This window comes from Streptomyces sp. MK7 (assembly GCF_032658145.1).
In the GTDB taxonomy this organism is placed as follows: Bacteria; Actinomycetota; Actinomycetes; order Streptomycetales; family Streptomycetaceae; genus Streptomyces; species Streptomyces spiralis.
This window is the reverse complement of sequence record NZ_JAVACL010000079.1, coordinates 1-16,961: the sequence shown is the minus strand read 5'-3', so window position 1 is coordinate 16,961 and position 16,961 is coordinate 1. Positions and strand designations below refer to the sequence as shown.

General features: G+C 68.6%; 14 protein-coding genes and 1 pseudogene. 7 read left to right on the top strand and 8 right to left on the bottom strand.

The window, feature by feature from the left end; genetic code table 11:
* The first annotated feature begins 149 nt into the window (after positions 1–149).
* Both R2S09_RS38445 and R2S09_RS38440 read left to right on the top strand, forming a co-directional pair.
* Entirely contained in the window at positions 150–350 is a 201-nt protein-coding gene (locus R2S09_RS38445; protein WP_306192898.1) for a hypothetical protein, read from the top strand.
* Positions 311–577 carry an alpha/beta fold hydrolase gene (locus tag R2S09_RS38440; RefSeq protein ID WP_306192899.1) on the top strand — a complete coding sequence of 89 codons (267 nt, stop codon included), beginning with the start codon at positions 311–313 and terminating at the stop codon, positions 575–577. The genes R2S09_RS38445 and R2S09_RS38440 overlap by 40 nt, the downstream gene beginning before the upstream one ends.
* 58 nt (positions 578–635) lie before the next feature.
* Here R2S09_RS38440 and R2S09_RS40850 read toward each other — a convergent pair whose 3' ends face one another.
* Complete coding sequence (locus tag R2S09_RS40850; RefSeq protein ID WP_399145615.1) at positions 636–977, bottom strand: transposase; 342 nt, start codon at positions 975–977, stop codon at positions 636–638.
* Between R2S09_RS40850 and R2S09_RS38435 the strand changes: the two genes are divergently transcribed.
* Together R2S09_RS38435 and R2S09_RS38430 are read left to right on the top strand one after the other, a co-directional pair.
* Positions 963–1,439, top strand: a complete 477-nt coding sequence (locus R2S09_RS38435) for a transposase (protein WP_399145620.1) — start codon at positions 963–965, stop codon at positions 1,437–1,439. The genes R2S09_RS40850 and R2S09_RS38435 overlap by 15 nt on opposite strands.
* Positions 1,440–1,642: 203 nt before the next feature.
* Entirely contained in the window at positions 1,643–2,770 is a 1,128-nt protein-coding gene (locus tag R2S09_RS38430) for a PP2C family protein-serine/threonine phosphatase (RefSeq protein WP_316745827.1), read from the top strand.
* 391 nt (positions 2,771–3,161) lie between these two features.
* Here R2S09_RS38430 and R2S09_RS38425 read toward each other — a convergent pair.
* The 3 genes and pseudogenes from R2S09_RS38425 to R2S09_RS38415 form a co-directional block, all read right to left on the bottom strand.
* Positions 3,162–3,653 (bottom strand): annotated as a pseudogene (locus R2S09_RS38425) (PP2C family protein-serine/threonine phosphatase); the annotation flags it as partial.
* Positions 3,654–4,033: 380 nt separating this feature from the next.
* Positions 4,034–5,203: a GAF domain-containing protein gene (locus R2S09_RS38420; protein WP_316745825.1), complete on the bottom strand. Its 1,170-nt coding sequence runs from the start codon at positions 5,201–5,203 to the stop codon at positions 4,034–4,036.
* 581 nt (positions 5,204–5,784) lie between these two features.
* A complete protein-coding gene (locus R2S09_RS38415) occupies positions 5,785–6,414 on the bottom strand; it encodes a TetR/AcrR family transcriptional regulator (protein WP_306192906.1) in 630 nt (209 codons plus the stop codon).
* A 384-nt stretch (positions 6,415–6,798) separates the two neighbouring features.
* Here R2S09_RS38415 and R2S09_RS38410 point away from each other — a divergent pair, with 384 nt between their 5' ends.
* Both R2S09_RS38410 and R2S09_RS38405 read left to right on the top strand, forming a co-directional pair.
* Positions 6,799–9,273 carry a SpoIIE family protein phosphatase gene (locus R2S09_RS38410; protein ID WP_316745823.1) on the top strand — a complete coding sequence of 825 codons (2,475 nt, stop codon included), beginning with the start codon at positions 6,799–6,801 and terminating at the stop codon, positions 9,271–9,273.
* Between the two features lie 200 nt (positions 9,274–9,473).
* Positions 9,474–11,804 (top strand): SpoIIE family protein phosphatase, encoded by a 2,331-nt coding sequence (locus R2S09_RS38405; protein WP_316745821.1) that lies wholly within the window; start codon positions 9,474–9,476, stop codon positions 11,802–11,804.
* 352 nt (positions 11,805–12,156) lie between these two features.
* Here R2S09_RS38405 and R2S09_RS38400 read toward each other — a convergent pair whose 3' ends face one another.
* The gene (locus tag R2S09_RS38400; RefSeq protein ID WP_306192910.1) at positions 12,157–13,260 is read right to left on the bottom strand and encodes an AI-2E family transporter; all 1,104 of its coding nucleotides are present in this window, start codon (positions 13,258–13,260) and stop codon (positions 12,157–12,159) included.
* Positions 13,261–13,564: 304 nt separating this feature from the next.
* Here R2S09_RS38400 and R2S09_RS38395 point away from each other — a divergent pair, with 304 nt between their 5' ends.
* A complete protein-coding gene (locus R2S09_RS38395; protein WP_399145618.1) occupies positions 13,565–14,836 on the top strand; it encodes a diacylglycerol/lipid kinase family protein in 1,272 nt (423 codons plus the stop codon).
* A 29-nt stretch (positions 14,837–14,865) separates the two neighbouring features.
* Here R2S09_RS38395 and R2S09_RS38390 read toward each other — a convergent pair whose 3' ends face one another.
* The 3 genes from R2S09_RS38390 to R2S09_RS38380 all read right to left on the bottom strand — a co-directional run.
* The gene (locus R2S09_RS38390) at positions 14,866–15,543 is read right to left on the bottom strand and encodes an HdeD family acid-resistance protein (RefSeq protein WP_316745815.1); all 678 of its coding nucleotides are present in this window, start codon (positions 15,541–15,543) and stop codon (positions 14,866–14,868) included.
* Between the two features lie 100 nt (positions 15,544–15,643).
* Positions 15,644–16,690 (bottom strand): NAD(P)-dependent alcohol dehydrogenase, encoded by a 1,047-nt coding sequence (locus tag R2S09_RS38385; protein ID WP_316745814.1) that lies wholly within the window; start codon positions 16,688–16,690, stop codon positions 15,644–15,646.
* Between the two features lie 23 nt (positions 16,691–16,713).
* Positions 16,714–16,961 (bottom strand): cytochrome P450 (locus tag R2S09_RS38380; RefSeq protein WP_316745812.1); only part of this gene is annotated, 248 nt, incomplete at its 5' end.

Below are 16,961 nucleotides of genomic sequence, written 5' to 3'. Positions count from 1 at the left end.
GCCGGCAGGCGCTGATCGCCGACCTGGCACAAGAAGCAGCCCAGGCGCTGCAACAGGCGTTCGCCGCAACCCGTATCCCATGTACTGATCCGCTGGAGGCGATGGCGCGGATGGCCCTGGCTGCATGAGCGGTCGGCGACCAGTACCGCATGCTCATCTGGCATCCGCTGGCCAAGCTGTGGCAGGACACCGTCGCGGGCGACCGCTGGGCCAAGGAGTACGACGCCGCCGCGTTCGCCAAGGACCTGACCGACAACTCCAGATCCCGGCTGAACTGGCCGAACACACGGCCGGCCGCGTGGACGAGACCATGCGCGACAGCATCCTCAAGCTCTACCGTTCCGCATTGACGGTCGGTACGGAGTGGGAACCGGATCTCGCGGACCTGGCCGCACCGTCCCTGGTGTTCTGTGGGGAGTTCGACCCAGTCTGCCCCGTCGAGTTCGGCGAGAAGATGGCCGCGTCCGTACGCGCCACCCGTTTTCTGAGGCTGGACAGCAGCCACTGGACGCCGATCCAGAAGCCGGTTGAGGTCGCCACCGCCCTCGAGGAACACTGGAGCAGCTCCCGGGGGTGACTGGCCCGCCCCACCGAGAGCGCCCGTGCATGCGCGTCGGGCGGCGCTGACGTCCGGCTCACCGGCGCCTATGAAACGGCTCACCGACAGAGAACTCGAGGCTCATGGCGGCCGTCACGAGCCCGTGGCCGATCTCGTGACGGATCCGATCAGGGATAGGGCCATGGACATGGGCCGATGGCACCGGAGGCGATCCATCTTTGCGGAGTTGCTTCAGTTCCTCGTGCTCCGCGGTGGTCGGCCGGTCGTCGCGTTCGCCGGCGTCTGCCTCGGCCTGGCGGACCCAGCCGCGCAGGGCCTCCTTGTGGACGCCCAGGTCCTTGGCGACGTGCGCGGCCGACGGCGAACGCGACCCGAGGTGCTGGCCAATCTGGCCCGCGGTGCCATGCGCCGCAAACACACCGACCTGGTAGAGGCGCTGACGGGCAACTTCACCGACCACCACGGCTTCATGGTCCGCGTCCTGATCCACGCGATCCGGGATGCCAGCGCGCGTATCGCCACGCTGGAGGAGGAGATCAAACGGCAGATCACCCCGTTTCACCGACAGGTCGAGCTGCTGATCACGAGCCCCGGGATCAGCACCACCGTGGCCCACGTGATGATCGCGGAGATGGGAGCGGACATGAGCCGCTTCCCCACCGCCGTTCACCTGACCGCCTGGGCCGCCTGGGCCGGCCTGGCTCCCCCTTACGGGGCCATGATCACTCGCGCCAAAGCAGCTCCCGGCCAAAGTCGCTACGTCGACCGCTCGGTACCGTGCACCGCGAGGGACGGCGGGTCCGTCGTCACCCCAGCGGCGGAGACTCGCCCTGATCAAGCCCGGTCGGCGTCCGCAACGCTTGTGACCTGCCACACATAGCCCCGCATGCCCATATATGTCCGTTATAGCTGATAGAATCATCAAAGTAGATGATATGATCGTTCAGGACGGAGCAGCACATGGCATTCACGTTCCGCGACCTTGCGTGTACGGCTCCGGGTTGCATGCAGGAGCCACACCTGATGCATCACCGAGCTAGGCCGTCACTCGTTCACTGGCGTACCTTGCCGCAACCCCGATCCATGCTGACCATCGGCTTGCTGTTCATTCTGGCGATCACACTCATCGATCTTCAGGTGCCTGGCTCAGTTCATCTCGGCGACTTGCTGATCATGGTGCCTGTACTCACTTCCTGGTACGCGAACTCCCGGGTGACCTCACTTGTCGCCGTCATGGCCGTGTCGGCTTTGGTGGCCATCTTCCTGGTCCGCCGATGTGTGAACCCGCCACAGGCGGCTGCCCTCCTTGCGACCTCGGTGGCCGTCGTGATCGCCCGGTACCTGACGGAACACGGACAGCGGAAGCTGGTCCAGCTGCGCGCAGTCGCCGAGGCCGCGCAACGCGCCATACTGCCTCCCCTCCCCCACCGACTCGGCCCTCTTCGCCTGGCCTCGACGTACCTGGCGGCAGAGGACGAAGCACGCATCGGCGGAGATCTCTACGCCGCCGTGCGCACGCCCACGGGGACACGGTTGATCATCGGCGATGTTCGAGGCAAGGGCCTGCCGGCGGTCGGCACCGCTGCCCACACCATCAGCACGTTCCGCGACGCCGCCCGCCGGCTGACCACGCTGCCGGAACTCGCCGCCTACCTGGATTCAAGTGTCCGCAGCAACGCATCCGAAGCAGTGAACCCCGAACAGACCGAAGAGACGTTCGTCACCGCCACCCTCCTCGAAATCCCCGACGCCGAGCCCCTCGTGCGGAGCGTCACCTGCGGACACCCCCCACCGCTACTCCTACGAGCGCACGACGTCGTGACCCTGGAAGCCGGCCAACCCGCACCCCCGCTGGGACTGGGCGCACTGACGCAAACCACCTACCACCTCGACACCTTCGCCCTACGCGCCAAAGACACCCTCCTCCTCTACACCGACGGTGCCATCGAAGCCCGCAATACCGACGGCGAGTTCTACCCGCTCGCCAAACGACTCACCCACCAGAACCACCGCCATCCCACGGCACTCCTCAACCACCTCCGCGGCGACCTTCTCAACCACGTCGGCGGCCGACTCGACGACGACGCCGCCTTGATCGCCATCGAACCTCAACCCGCTGACGGCATAGCGCCATCGGTTGACCAATCGACCTGTGACGAGTGCGGCGTCTCGATGTCCCTCGATTGCGGTCACGCAGCAGCTCTGACCTAGGGGAACGACCCGGTGCAGCACAGCAGTGAAGTACAGCAACCACCACGACCGCCACCGACCGCCAACGGACCTTGACGACCAGTTGACCAGCCCACCTGACCTCAATGACCATCCTGCCCATAGTTCGCATCGAGGGGCGGTCCGACATCCACAGCTGACATCGACGACGCCGGACGGGGACATACACCAGCACCCCTGTCCGGCAGTCCTGCCTGTCGTCAGTAGCAGCCGGAGCAGGCTCGGATCGAACTCCTAAAGTGCCTGGCAGCCGGTGAATGCTCGGGACCAGCATGAGGCACCTGCTGAGCCGCTCCCGGGGACACCGGCGGCCGTCAGATGCGTGGAACACCGGGTGGGACGCCGTACGTGGCCCCACGCCGGTGGCTTCGGAGAGGACTGCCGCCAGGCCGGTGAGGGCGGTGTCGTGGTCCGTGCCGGGGGTTTCGATGAGTCCGTCGGTGTAGAGGACCAGGAGGGTGCCCGGCGGCAGCGGGATGTCCGCGGTGGGGTACTCCGCCGCGGGATCGACGCCCAACAGAGGACCTGGCGGTGCTGCCAGGATATCGGTGTGCAGGTCGGGGCGGCGCCGCAGCGGCGGGCAGTGGCCCGCAGTGGACAACTGGGCTATGTGGCGGACCGGATCGATGTGCGCGTACAGGCAGCTGGCGAGCAGGCCGGGGTCGAGGTCGTTGAACAAGTGATTGGTGTGAGCCAGGACTTCACCCGAGGTCGCGCTCGCTACGGCGTAGGCGTGGACCGCGGTGCGCACCTCGCCCATCAGGCCGGCGGCGCTGACACCGTGGCCCTGCACGTCTCCGATGACGGCGGCTGCTTCGGTGTCCGACAGGCGGATCAGGTCGTAGAAGTCGCCGCCCACCTCCATGCCGTGGCTGGCGGGCAGATAGCGGGCGGCCACGTCCAGGCCGTGCATCGCCGGCAGCGTACGGGGCAAGAGGCCGGCCTGGAGGCCCTCCGCCAGCTGGTGCTTGGCGTCGTACTGCCGGGCGCGGTCCAGGGACTGGGAGATCAGGGCGCTGATGGCGGTGAGGGTGGCGCGCTCCTGCAACGTGAAGGAGCGGGGTTGCCGGTAGCCGACCACGCAGACCCCGAAGTACTGTCCGGAGGCCATGAGCGACAGCCATGCCCACGCACCCAGACCGTCGTCGATGGCCGCGCTCTCGGGATAAACCGCACGGAGCTCGTCCCGGTCGGCGAAGAAGGACGGCACCCCCTGGGCCAGCCCCCACAGCGGTGCGCCTATGGTCAGCCCGGGGAGCGGCAGGCCGGAGGCGAGGGGGCGTGGTCGACAAGGTCGACCAGCTCAGGGCTGAAGCCATGGTGGCCGACGACCCGTACCCGGCCCGCCTCCGCGACCAGCAGGGCGAAGGCCTGCGCGTGCAGGGTGACCAGAAGGTGGCCGGCCACCAGGTCCACGACCGCGTCGACGGACGCCGCCGCTGCCAGGCCGCCGGAGAGCCGCATCATGTGGTAGTGGGCGTCCAGGCCGGCGGGGCCGGGCGCCGCCCCGGCACCGACGGCCAGTTCATCCGGGCTGTGGGTGGTGTCGGTAGCAGCAGATATACGCAGGCTCACACCGGTGCGGTCCGGGTAGAGCTGGAACAGCAGTTCTCTGCCGGTGCGGGGCTGGTTCACCGTGTAGGACGTCGGGAGCTGGCTCGCGAGTGCGGCCTGGTACCGCAGTCGGTACGGCGCGGGAGACAGCCACGGCACGGCTTCCCACACCCGGGCGCCCAGCAGATGCGGGATGCTCTCGCCCAGCAGATCGGCCGCAGTGTGGTCGACGAAGGTGGTCCGCCCCCGCACGTCGAGTCGGCACGCCCCTTCGGGAAGAGCGGCTGTGAAGTCCGCTGCGGCCTGAGAGTGAGCCGGTGCCGAGGGATGCGCAGGCGCCGGCGGCAGCAGACGCGCCGCGAGCCCGGGCTGCAAGCTGTGCCCGGCCTCGGCGGCGTCCCGCAGGAGCACGGCGATACAGCGGGCCGCAGTGGTGAACCGGCCCTGTGCGCGCGCATCGGGCGCGGGCGATTCCTGAGAGAACAGCACCAGCATGGCGCCCCACACACGGGAGCCGGCCACGAGCGGGGCCGCCGCGACGGCGCCCACGAACGGGAAGGTGAGGGCCAGCTGGGGATAGCGGCGGGCGAACTCTTCACCAGAGTCGACCCACACCGGGCGCCGCTGCAGAATCGCTTCGGCGAGTGGGCTGTCGGCTATGCCAGCCACCTGTGGACGACGCAGCAGGCTGACGAACCCGGTGGGCATCCCGACGCTCGCGTCGAGGACCAGGACTTCGCCGCCGGGCTCGAGCAAAAAGAGGGCCCCCGCGTGCGCACCCATGCCGGCCACCGTCCGGGCCACGATCTGATCCAGCAGCTCCTGGACGGCAGCGGGTCGCAGTTCCTTGCCACTGGCCATCCGACACGCTCCGCGAAGTCGTGCGCTCTCTGCAGGATAGGCCGGGCGATGCGGGTCTGCTGCCTGCTGCGAAGCCAGGGATGGCCATGGAGGTTCCCCGCCCACGCGGTGGTTCCGCCCGGGCGGAACCACCGCGTGGGCCGCTGCGGTAAGGAGCGGCCGGCCGAGCGCCCGATGTGACACGGGCGTAGCAAGGAAGAGGGACCCCCGTACGACTCAGATCGTCGTGGACCTCACCTGCTGCCAGGGCCATCCACAGTGCGTTTTCCGTCGTGCCGGAGGTGTTCCAGCTGCACGGGGAGGAGGCGCCTGCTGTACGGCCCAGCCGCTATCGCGGATCAGCTGGAGCGCGTACGCCAAGCCGCGGTGGCGTGCCCGGTCCACGCCATCCTCCTCGACGAGGAGGTGAGCGGTGTTGCCCGGTGATCCGCGGCATGGCCGTATCGTCATCGTCGGCGCGTCGCCGGCCGGCTGACGGCCGCGGAGGCGCTGCGCGAGAAGGTCTTCACCTGCCTCTGCGAGCGGAACGCAGTCGTCCCCGGTCCGCCACCGCGCGGCGCGCGGTCGGACCTTGTGGCTCGTCACGCGGCAGCGGGAAGGAGGCCCCGGGCAACTTCGCGGGCCTCGGCCGGGGAGAGCCCGAGCATGTGCAGGAGCATCTCGGCCATGGTGCCTGCGGCCTGCTCGATATCGGCCTCGGGCTTGCTGAACCACAGCTCCAGAAGCGCCAGCAGGCTGCCGTTGAGCGCGGACAGGGCGATGCCCGGGTCGAGTACCGTGAAGCGGCCTGCGGCGATGCCCTGCTCCAGGTCGCGCCTGGCACGGGGAGCCAGTCCGCTGCCGGCGCATATGCGGCCGAGCTCACTGTGGCACAGGATCCGCATGATCTCCGGGTGCGACTCGGCCAGGAGCGCGCTGAGCCGCAGACCCCCGGCGAGGCGTTCGGCGGGATCGTCGACGCCGTACAGGCGTTGGTCGATGGCTTGGGCGAACTCCTCCATTGCATCGTGGACGGCCGCATCGAACAGCTCCGGCTTGGAGCCGAAGTGATTGTAGAAGGAGCCGAATCCGACGTCCGCGCGCTCCGCGATGGCCCGGATGCTGGCGCTGGTGTCGCCCGACTCAGCCAGGATCTCCCGCGCCGCGCGGACGAGTGCCTGCCGGGTCTCGGTGCGACGGCGTTCGAATCGATTGCCGAGTGGAACTGGCATGAGCACGCTCCCCATATAGCAGCAGTTCTGACAATTTCCTCATTGCAATGACAGGCCCGGCCGCCCCACGGTCGACACCCCCTCAGCCCAGGGAGACTCGGTCTGCATATGTGATTGTTTGATCAATTCTGCGATTCCCTTGACGATGAAGCTGTCATAGGTGATGCTTTCATCAGACATAGCCTAACATAGACAGAGATGTCGTAGTTGTAGTCCTTAGTGGCGAGATGGGCGAATTGGCTCACCTCCGGCACACCACAAGGAGGGTCTGACCCCTGATCCGACACACCGTGCTCGCCTGCCGCCGCTGCCGTCCCGCGGATCGGCGTACCACCCCGCACGCAACACTGCCCGAACCCCACGCGCACGAAGGGATGAACCGCAATGAATACCAATCAATCGAAACTCGTCGAGCCGGTGAAGCCGAGCGAGGCACCCGAAGCGGCGATAGCCATGATCGATGCGGAGGGGACGGTGGTCGGGTGGACGCAGGCCGCCCAGCAGTTGGTCGGATACTCCGCCAGGGATGTGGTGGGCCGGTCCGCTGCACACGTACTGGGGCCCACCGATGACGCCGCGAGGGCCGCATCGCTCGACGAGGAGTGCCGCGCCCAAGGTGGCTGGTCCGGCACCATGACGGTCCGCCACCGCGACGGCCATACGCTCACCTTGACTCTGCGGGTCTCGTTGCTGTGGGGAGAAAACGGGAGCCATCGGTGGCTGGTATCGGTGACCGACATAGGCGCGCTCTCCTCGGGAGCGGTGAACGGATTGCTTCGCGAGTCGCTGCTCACCCACGCACCGATCGGCATCGTCGTTCGTGACCCGCAACTGCGCTGCACGTGGGTGAACGACGCCATGGAGCACCACGACGGAATTCCTCGTGACCGCCGATTCGGACGCCGCCTGAAGGACTCGCTGCCCGGTTTTGAGGCCGAAGCGCTCGAGGTGGTGATGCGGCAGGTGCTGGAGAGCGGCGCCACCATGGTCCACGAGTACCGGGCATGGCCGCCGGCGGACAGGCGCCGGGAGCGCGTGTTCTCGGCCTCGTTCTTCTGCCTCGAGGACGCGGACGGCACGGCACTGGGGGTGTGCTCCACGAGCGTAGACGTCACCGGCAACCGGCGGGCACGCGAACGCCTTGCCATCCTCAGCGAAGCCAGCACGCGTATCGGCAGCACCCTCGACGTCATGCAGACCGGCCAGGAACTGGCCGCCCTCACCGTGCCCCTGCTGGCCGACCACGCCCTCGTCGACCTCGTGGAGTCGGTTCCCTTCGGCGTGGAGCCCTCGACACCGATCGGCACGACGAGCGGCCGCACCCCACTGCTCCGCCGTGCCGGTCTGGCCACCATCGACCCACATGTCCCGGAGTTGCCGTGGGTGCGAGAAGAGGTGATCCACGTCCACCCGGCTTCGCCCTTCGCCCACGTGCTGCGCACGGGCAGGTCTCACCTGGTACCGGTGCTGGACATGGACGCTCATCTCGGCCCGTGGGTCCACCACGACCCCGCGCGCGCGCAGAAGGTCCGTGACAGCGGGGTCCACTCCTTGATGGTCGTACCCATCCGTGCGCGGCGCTGTGTGCTGGGACTGGCGCTTTTCAGCCGCTCCGAGGAGCCGAAGCCGTTCCAGGAGGACGACCTCCTGCTCGCCGAGGAACTCGTCACCCGGGCCGCGCTGTGCCTGGACAACGCCCTGCAGTACGCGCGCGAACGCGCCGCAGCCCTCACCCTCCAGCGCGACCTGCTCCCCCACCGTGTGCGAGGCGGCGCCGCCGTCGAGGTCGCCTCGCGCTACGTGCCGGCCGACATGGACCACGGGGTGGGGGGCGACTGGTTCGATGTGATCGAGTTGTCCGGTGCCCGGGTGGCCCTCGTCGTCGGAGATGTGGTCGGACACGGCATCAACGCCGCGGCGACCATGGGCAGACTCCGCACCGCCGTGCGAACCCTCGCGGACCTGGAACTGCCCGCCGACGAACTGCTGGCGCACCTCGATGACACGGTCCGACGGCTGAACGAGGAAATCGAGGAAGACACCAACGAACCGGACCAGGGCCCCACAGTGGTGGGCGCCACCTGTCTGTACGCCGTCTACGACCCGGTCACCCGGCGGTGCACGATGGCGCGGGCCGGGCACCCCCCGCCCGCGATCATCGACCCGCAGGGCCATGTCACCTTCCCCGACATGCCCGCCGGAGCCCCGCTCGGCCTCGGTCTCGGGGTGCTCGCCTTCGAGTCGGTGGAACTGGAACTGCCCGAGGGAAGTGTCCTCGCCTTCTACACCGACGGCCTGGTCGAGTCCCGCGACGACGACCTCGATGTCGGCATGGGCCGCCTGGGCGCGGCCTTGGCACAATCGAGCCGTTCCCTGGAGGACCTGTGCTCGGAAGTGGTCGAGACCTTGCCGGCACGGACGCACTCCGACGACGTCACCTTGCTCCTTGCGCGGACCCGCGCACTTCAGGCGGCCCGGGTCGCGTCCTGGGATCTGCCGAACGAGCCAGCCGCGGTTCGTACCGCTCGGCGCCTGGTCTCCCGTCAGCTCAGCACATGGGGGATGAAGCATCTCAAGGCCACCGTAGAGCTGATCGTCAGCGAACTGGTCACCAACGCCATCCGCTACGGCGGCGGTCCGGTCCGCCTACGGCTCATCCAACATCAGGTTTTGACCTGCGAGGTCTCCGACACCAGCACCAGCCACCCACGCCCTCGGCATCCGAGCGCTTTCGACGAGAACGGTCGCGGTCTCGTCCTCATCGCTCACCTGTCCCGCAGGTGGGGCTCGCGCTCCGCCTCGGACGGCAAGGTCGTCTGGGCCGAACAGGACCTGCCCCCCACAGCCGCCGCACGGTGACGCTTCGAGCGGCGGCACTGGCCACCCGGCCGGTCAGCACCCGCCCGAGGACGCCGATCTGCTGTCACGCGGCCTCCGAAAAAGAAGGTACGAACATGGGCACCGAAGACGTCAAGAACGACAATTCGCCGCATGAAGGACAAGGCCCGAGGCTCATGCCAGGTCCTGGCGCAAACGACAGGCCGTACCCGTTCGACGGCGTGGCAGCCGCCGTGCTCGATCACCGGGGCACGGTGCTGCGGTGGACCGGGACCGCAAAGCGCCTGACGGGGTTCCTGGCCGAAGAGGTGTGCGGCCGCCCCGTACAGGACCTATTGACCGAACTCCCCGACGAACTGGGCACCGCCGCGGAGATGCCGGCAGGCGGTCAGGCGCGGCTGCGGCACCGGTCCGGCGGCACCATCGATGTCACCTTCCGGATCTCTGCGATGGAAGGCCCCGCGGAGTTCCTTGTCCTGGCGGCGCCTGCCCACCGCGTCGTCGACCACGAGCAGGGCGCAGCGCTCCTGCGTGCACTGTCCTCACAGAGCCGGGTCACGATCGCTCTGCACGACACGGATCTGACCACGGTGCAGACGAACGCCACGCCGGACACTCCCGATGGTCGTCGAGTAAGGCCCGGTACTCGGCTGTGCGACGTGCTCTGTGCAGAGGATGCCGAGAACCTCGAGGCAGTACTGTGCCAGGTACTCGAGACGGGCATCCCCGTGATCCGCAGGACTCAGCACGTCAGCTGGCGGCACAATCCGGAGCGGCGACGGGCCCTGTCGCTGTCCGCCTTCCGTCTGGAGGACGCGCGAGGACGCCCCACAGGGGTCGCCGCTCTGTACGTCGACAGCCCCAATGCGCAAGCTCGCCGTCATCTGGACCTCACCCGTAAGGTCACGGAGCGTGTAGGAGGTTCCCTGGATGTCGCGTGCACCGCACGAGCACTCGCGGACGTACTCGTACCCGCTTTCGGGGATCTCGTCACCGTCGACCTTGCACGATCCGTGTTCGACGGAGAGGAGCCCCCAAAGCAACTCGGCGCTGGAGACCTCGGTCTGCGCACCGCGGCCCTGGCGCCGGACGACACGGTGTGGCCGAGCCGTACCGAGCGCGGCAACCTCTTCCCGCCCTTTCCCGACCAGTCGCTCCTGCACGACTTCCAGCAAGGCGAGACCCTCGTCGTCAGCGCTCACGACTACGCTGCTGCGCTCGGCGATCCGCAACTCGTCGAATTCGTCATCCCGCAAGGTGGCCACTCGGTGCTGGTGGCACCGTTGCACGCCCGCGGCCTCACACTCGGCGCCATATCGATCTGGCGCTGCGGCCGGTCCGAACCGTTCACCGAGGACGAAGCGAATCTCATGACGCAGATCGCCTCGGGGGCAGCGCTCGCCGTCGACAACGCCCGCCGTTACACGCGGGAACACCGGGCGGCCGTGGCGCTGCAGCAGCGCCTTCTTCCGCCGGCCACGACCGACACTGCGGCCGCCGAGACCGCCGGTATCTATCTGGCCACAAGCGGCGGAGCGGAAATCCGCGGCGACTGGTACGACGCCATCGCCCTGCCTTCTCTCCGGCTGGCCCTCGTCGCCGGGGACGTCATCGGCCACGGCATGCCCGCAACCGCCACCATGGGCCGTCTGCGCACCGCCGTCCAGACCCTCGCCGACCTCGAACTCGAACCGGACGAGCTGCTCACCCGAATCGCGGACCTGGTCCAGCGCCTCGTGGCCGAAGCCCCACCCGACCACCACGATGTCCTCGGCGCCACGTGCCTGTACGCGGTCTACGACCCGGTCACCCGGCGCTGCACCATGGCCAGTGCCGGACACCCGCCACCCGTCCTGGTCCGGCCCGACGGGACCGCCGAGACCGTCGACATCTGCCCCGGGCCGCCACTCGCCATAGGCGGCATGCCGTACGAGACCACCACGATCGAGATCGAGCCGGGCAGCGTCCTCGCGCTCTGCACCGACGGCCTGATCCAACGGAGCGACCGCGACATCGACCAAGGGCTCCAGTGCCTGGAGGACGCCCTCGCCGCGTCCTGCCGTCCGGACCGCGCTCTGGGCGCGACCAGCCGGGCCGTCCTCGCCGACCTGCGGAACCAGAGGCGGCGCGACGAGGCGACCCTGCTGTTGGCCCGCACCCGCGCCGTGCCGGCGGAGGACACCGCTCACTGGGAGATCCCGGCCGATCCGGCTGCCGTCTCCCAGGCCCGTGAATGGGCAACCCGCCAACTCACCAGGTGGAGGCTGGAAGACCTCGTCTTCACCACCGAGCTCATCGTCAGCGAACTGGTGACCAACGCGATCCGCTACGGCCGACTGCCGGCGGAGCTGCGGCTGATCCGCCATAATGTTCTGGTTTGCGAGGTCACCGACTCCAACAGCACGCAGCCCCGCCTGCGCCGCGCCCGCACCACCGACGAGGGAGGGCGCGGCCTATTTCTCGTCGCCCAATTCGCCGAGCGCTGGGGCTGCCGCCATAGTCAGAACCGCAAGACGATCTGGGCCGAGCAGCCCATTGAGCGCTCGTGCTGACGGGAGCTTGTTCGTAGCTGTGAGGTGGTACGGCAGCGGATGACGGTGCAACATCCACTCACGTTGCTTCGGTACCTGGTTGGAGGATCCTTAGGAACAGTCGGCCTAACCTGGCAAAACACGATCCGCGAGTCTCCAGCGGCTCACCGACGTTCCCCGCGGGCACCCGCGCCGCCCACCTGTGCCCCGTCAGGGCGACGGAGTCGGTTTCCGGCGCCGAGCAAGTCGACGGCGAGCCACCCAAACGCTACTCAAGACCCACATACTGCTCCGCCCAGTCCGTTGCCGAGAAAGCATGCCATCAGCTGACGGCGAAAGGCGGAGTCTCCGACCTGGGACAACTCCTCGCTGCCTATTCGGCGGCGTCGGACCGGTCGGCGTTCGCGGGGCCGTTGTCTGCCCGCATCGGCAGCCCCAGCCGCCGACCGCCGCGGTGCGCCCAGATGTCACCGAGGACGACTTGGATGATGCCGGTGACGGGAATCGCCAGCAGGGCACCGAGGATCCCGGCGACCTCGGCGGCGATCAGGATGGCCAGCAGCACGGTGAGGGGGTTGAGTTTCACCGTCCGGGACAGGATGAGCGGTTGCAGCAGGTGGTTCTCTGCCTGCTGATAGACGATGAAGAAGACGATGGCTCCGATGCCGGCCGGCAAGGAGTGGACGAACGCCACCGCTGAGGCAACGACAGCCCCTATGGTGGCGCCCACCAGGGGAATGAGGTCGGTCACGGCGACGAAGAGGGCCAGCAGGCCGGCGAACGGCACTCCGGAAACGAGCAGCATGACGTAGGTCAGGAGCCCGCAGATCAAGCTGATCAGCAAGTTTCCGGTCAGGTAGCCGTTGACGGTACGGGCGCACGCGGCTCCGACGCGGCGTATACGGGCCGCGGGCGCCGTGTCCACGAGGGCCAGGGACCGGTCTATGGCCTTGGGGCCCTCCAGGACCATCAGATAGGCCAGGACGAAAATGGTGAGAGCGCCTGTCGCTGTGGTCGCGGCACCGCGGATGAACTTCAGGGCGGGCGTACTCAGTCCGGTGGCGAACGCGCGGATCTGTGCATGATGCCGCTGGACGTACTGCAGAGCGTGCGTCCGCTGAAGCAAGTTACCGACTGGCCCGCGACCGGCCTGGGCGTCCCTGATCATGGCGGGCAGACGACCGGCGAGCCGACTTCCCTCCTGAGCCAGGGGGATGACGAACAGAGCGATCACCGCGCCGACGACCACGGCCGCAGCCAGGAAGACCAGCAAGGTCGCCACCGACCGTCGGCATCGCGGCACCCGTCGCTGCAGCGCCTCGACCGCCGGATGAAGGGAGACGGCCAACAACAACGCGATGACCGCCCAGATCAAGACCCGACGAGCATGCACCACCAGCTCGAGTACGACGTAGGTGGCGAGCACCAGGCCGATGGTGGCGAGGATGGTTCGCACCGGAACCGGACGCGACGCCATGGGCACTGGGTGCCCGGCCCCAGTCACCGGAAACAAATGAGCTCCTCGCCCGGTGAGCCCTGGTGTCCTGCGCTCTCGCCACTGCCCCCCTCTGTCACTGGCGGCGGCAGTCGGCGGCCCAGCGACCGGTGCCGGCGCCGTCTTAGCCGTACGCGGCCACGTCGCGGCGATCCATGCAGACGGTGGAGGCATCCTCCGGCTGTGCCGCCTACCCCTGTGGCGGCGGGCGACGGTCACGTCCTGGGCATCGCCCCCTCCGACCACGGCGCACGCAGGTTGCGGGAACGGTGTCGGCCAAGCGGTGATGGAGGCGCTGCGTAGACCGGTCCGCAGGGCGCTGGGCGTTCACGGCGATGACGGAGCCACGCCCGTCCCAGGTGCGGATGCCCAGATTGAGCTGCAGGCTGGTGCCGCAAGCCGTAACTGCCGAAGGAAGTGTCATGGTGACGCTGGCCGCAGGTGCAATCGCAGGACCGTCGGCCCGGCGGGAGACGGCGCCGTCAGCCGCAGGCGTGATCGCTACAGTCCTGCTGTCGCCGGTGATGTGCGCCGGGCCGATGCATACGGCCTGTCGGTACGTGCCATGAGCGAGAGCGCGTCGCGGTCGGCGACCGGAGCGCGGCGGCCCTATGTGATCGTGAATCCGCGTTCGGGGGCAGGGAAGGCGAGCCGGTTCCGGATCGCGGAACGAGCCCGTGCGCTCGGAGCTCAGGTTTTCCTGATCGATCCTTCCCTGCGCCAGGACCTGGCGGCTGTCGCCCGACGCGCAGTGGATGACGGTGCGGATCTGCTGGGGGTGGCCGGCGGAGACGGCACGCAGGCGCTTGTCGCCGAGATCGCCGCGGAGAGCGGCCTGCCTTTCGTCGTCATTCCGGCGGGTACCCGCAACCACTTCGCGATGGATCTCGGCCTGGACCGGGAGGACCCTTCGGCCGCGCTGGAGGCCCTCTCGGACGGCGTCGAACTGCGCGTGGATCTCGGGTACGCGGGCGATCGGGTGTTCGTCAACAACGTGTCGTTCGGAGCGTATGCCGCCCTGGTGCAGGATCCGGCCTACCGGGAGGACAAGATCGGCACGACGGTGCGTATTCTCCCGGAGTTCCTGGCCCGCCGCGAGGGTCCGGAGCTGGTGGTACGCGCGGGACTGCTCACGGTGGACCGGCCGGATGCCGTGTTGGTGAGCAACAACCCCTATCAGGTCGACGACCCGGCCGGGCTGGGCAGGCGGGCGCAGCTCGACTCCGGGCTCCTGGGAGTGCTGGCCGCCAGGGCGGAGACGCCCGCAGAGACGGCCGCCAGGCTGCGAAGCGGGCAGATACATGGTCTGACCCGTCTCGCGACACCTGACGACGTCGTCGTCCACGCCGACGCCCCGGTCGTCCCCGTCGGGCTGGACGGCGAAGCCGTCACCCTGCCCACTCCCGTACGGTGCCGGATCAGTCCCCGGACGCTACGGGTATGGGTTCCCCGTCATCGACCGGGCGCCGTGCCCACCGGATGGCGGCCGCCGGGGTGGGCCGTCGTCCGGCGGGTGGCCTCACTCGTCGGACGGTCTCATGGCCGTCATACCGACTGACCCGACCGCCGCTCACCGTTTCCAGCCGGTCAGTGCTGGGGGTGCGGACGCGCGTGGAACAGAGGGCGCCGCCGGGTGGCCGTGCCCGAAGCGAGATGTCCGATCTCGACGCGTGTCCTGATGGCGCGGACCACCTCGGTCAGGCCCAGAATGATGGCCATGACGCCCACCACCAGGGTGAGGGTCGCGATCGAGGCGAACGGCATGATGATCATCACGATGCCGGCCAGAGCGCCGATGATGCCGAAGGCGACGTGCCAGCCGCGCCCCGGCATGGCCGGGGCGGAGGCCGCCGCGGCCGTCTCCAGGGTGCCTCGCAGCAGCCAGCTGAAGCCGATCCACAGGGCGAGCAGCAGGATCGACTCAAGGGTGCCCCGGAAGCAGATCAGTCCCAGCAGGATGGAGGCCGCGCCGGTGATGAAGTGCAGCACGCGAAGGTGCCGTGGGACGTGGGTGCCGAAGGCGGCGGCGAGTTGGAAGACGCCGGTGACCAGTAGGTAGACGCCGAAGAGGATGCCGACGACGCGTAGGGTCGCGCCTGGCCAGACCAGGGCGATGACGCCCAGGGCGATGGTGGCGAGGCCCATCGTGAGCAGGATCTGCCAGCCGATGTTCGCCAGGGCGGCCATGCCTTCGGCCAGGGGCCTGTCTTCTGGTTCGGTGCCGCGCGGGGGAACGGGGCCCGGGGAATCGGTGGGGGATGTCATGGCGCCTGCCTCCTTCTTGGAGCAGCGTTGTCGCGTCGGTGCATGTCCGTCGTCACCCGGCGACACCGCATGTGCGTGTCGGTCGCGTTGGCGTCGGTGCTCATGCGTGGGGGGTGATGACGGCGCGTCCTTGGATCTTGCCGTCGTGCAGGAGCTGGTACGCCTCGGCGGCGTGTTCCAAAGGGAAGTGCTCGACCAGCATCCTGATCTTTTCCTGCTGTGCCAGGGTGATCACTTCCATCAGTTCGGGGAGGGTGCCCCAGTAGGGCGAGGCGACGGAGCACTCGTGCGGCGGGCTGGTGAAGTTGACGGGCAGGGCTCCGCCGCCGAGGCCGACGATGGTCAGGTGGCCGAGTACCCTGGCCACCTGGGCAGCCATCCGCAGAGTCGGGTCGATGCCGACCATGTCCACCACGAGCTCGGCGCCCTGCTGCCCCGTCAGGTCTTTGATGCGCGTGATCGCCTCGTCACCCGAGAGAAGCGCTTCGTCGGCTCCCATGTGCTTGGCGGTTTCCAGCTTGCGGTCGTCGGTGTCCACGGCGACGACGGTGGTCGCCGTGGTGAGCGCGCGCAGGATCTGGAGGGTCATCTGTCCCAGACCGCCCGCCCCGATCACGACCGCGGTCGACCCCGGTCCCAGCAGGTGCAGCGACCGTTTGACGGCGTGATAGCTGGTCAGTCCGGCGTCGCTGAGCGGGGCGGCCTGGCGGGGGTCGAGGGTGCCCAGCGGAATCAGATATCGCGGCGCGGGGACGAGCAGGTACTCGGCCATGCCGCCGTCGTGACCGCCTCCCAGGCCGGGGCCCTGACCGCCGAGGTTCTGGCAGTAGTTCTCCCTGCCCTGACGGCAGTTGGCGCACACCCCACAGCCCCAGGAGCCGTAGACGATCACAGGCTCCCCGGCCGTGAACCCGGTGACGCCCGCTCCCAGCCGTTCCACCCATCCGGCGTTCTCGTGGCCGAGTGTGAAGGGCAGTTCGGTGACGAGCCCGGGTGGTGGCCCGGGTGCCTCCATGATGTGCAGGTCGGAGTGGCACGCACCGGCGCCCCCGACCTTCACCAGCACCTGCCCCGGTCCGGGCTCGGGCACCGGCACCTCGCGCAGCTCGGGCGGTTGCCGCCACCCGACCAGTTGAAAAGCCCGCATAGTGATCCTTCACGCACGCCGGGTCAGTCGCGGATGCCGTCGATGTCGACCAGGACGTGCCGCGGTCCGCGGAAGATCTGGTTGTGCCGGTACGGCGGCGGGTCCTCGACGAGGCGGGGGTTCTCCACCCTGCGGACGAACTCGCCGACCGCGACCTGGACCTCGAGTCTGGCGAGCGGGGCGCCGAAGCAGAAGTGGATGCCCTGGCTGAATCCGAGGTGCTGGTTGTCGCGGCGTTCGAGGTCGAGTGCGTCGGGGTCGGTGAACCGTT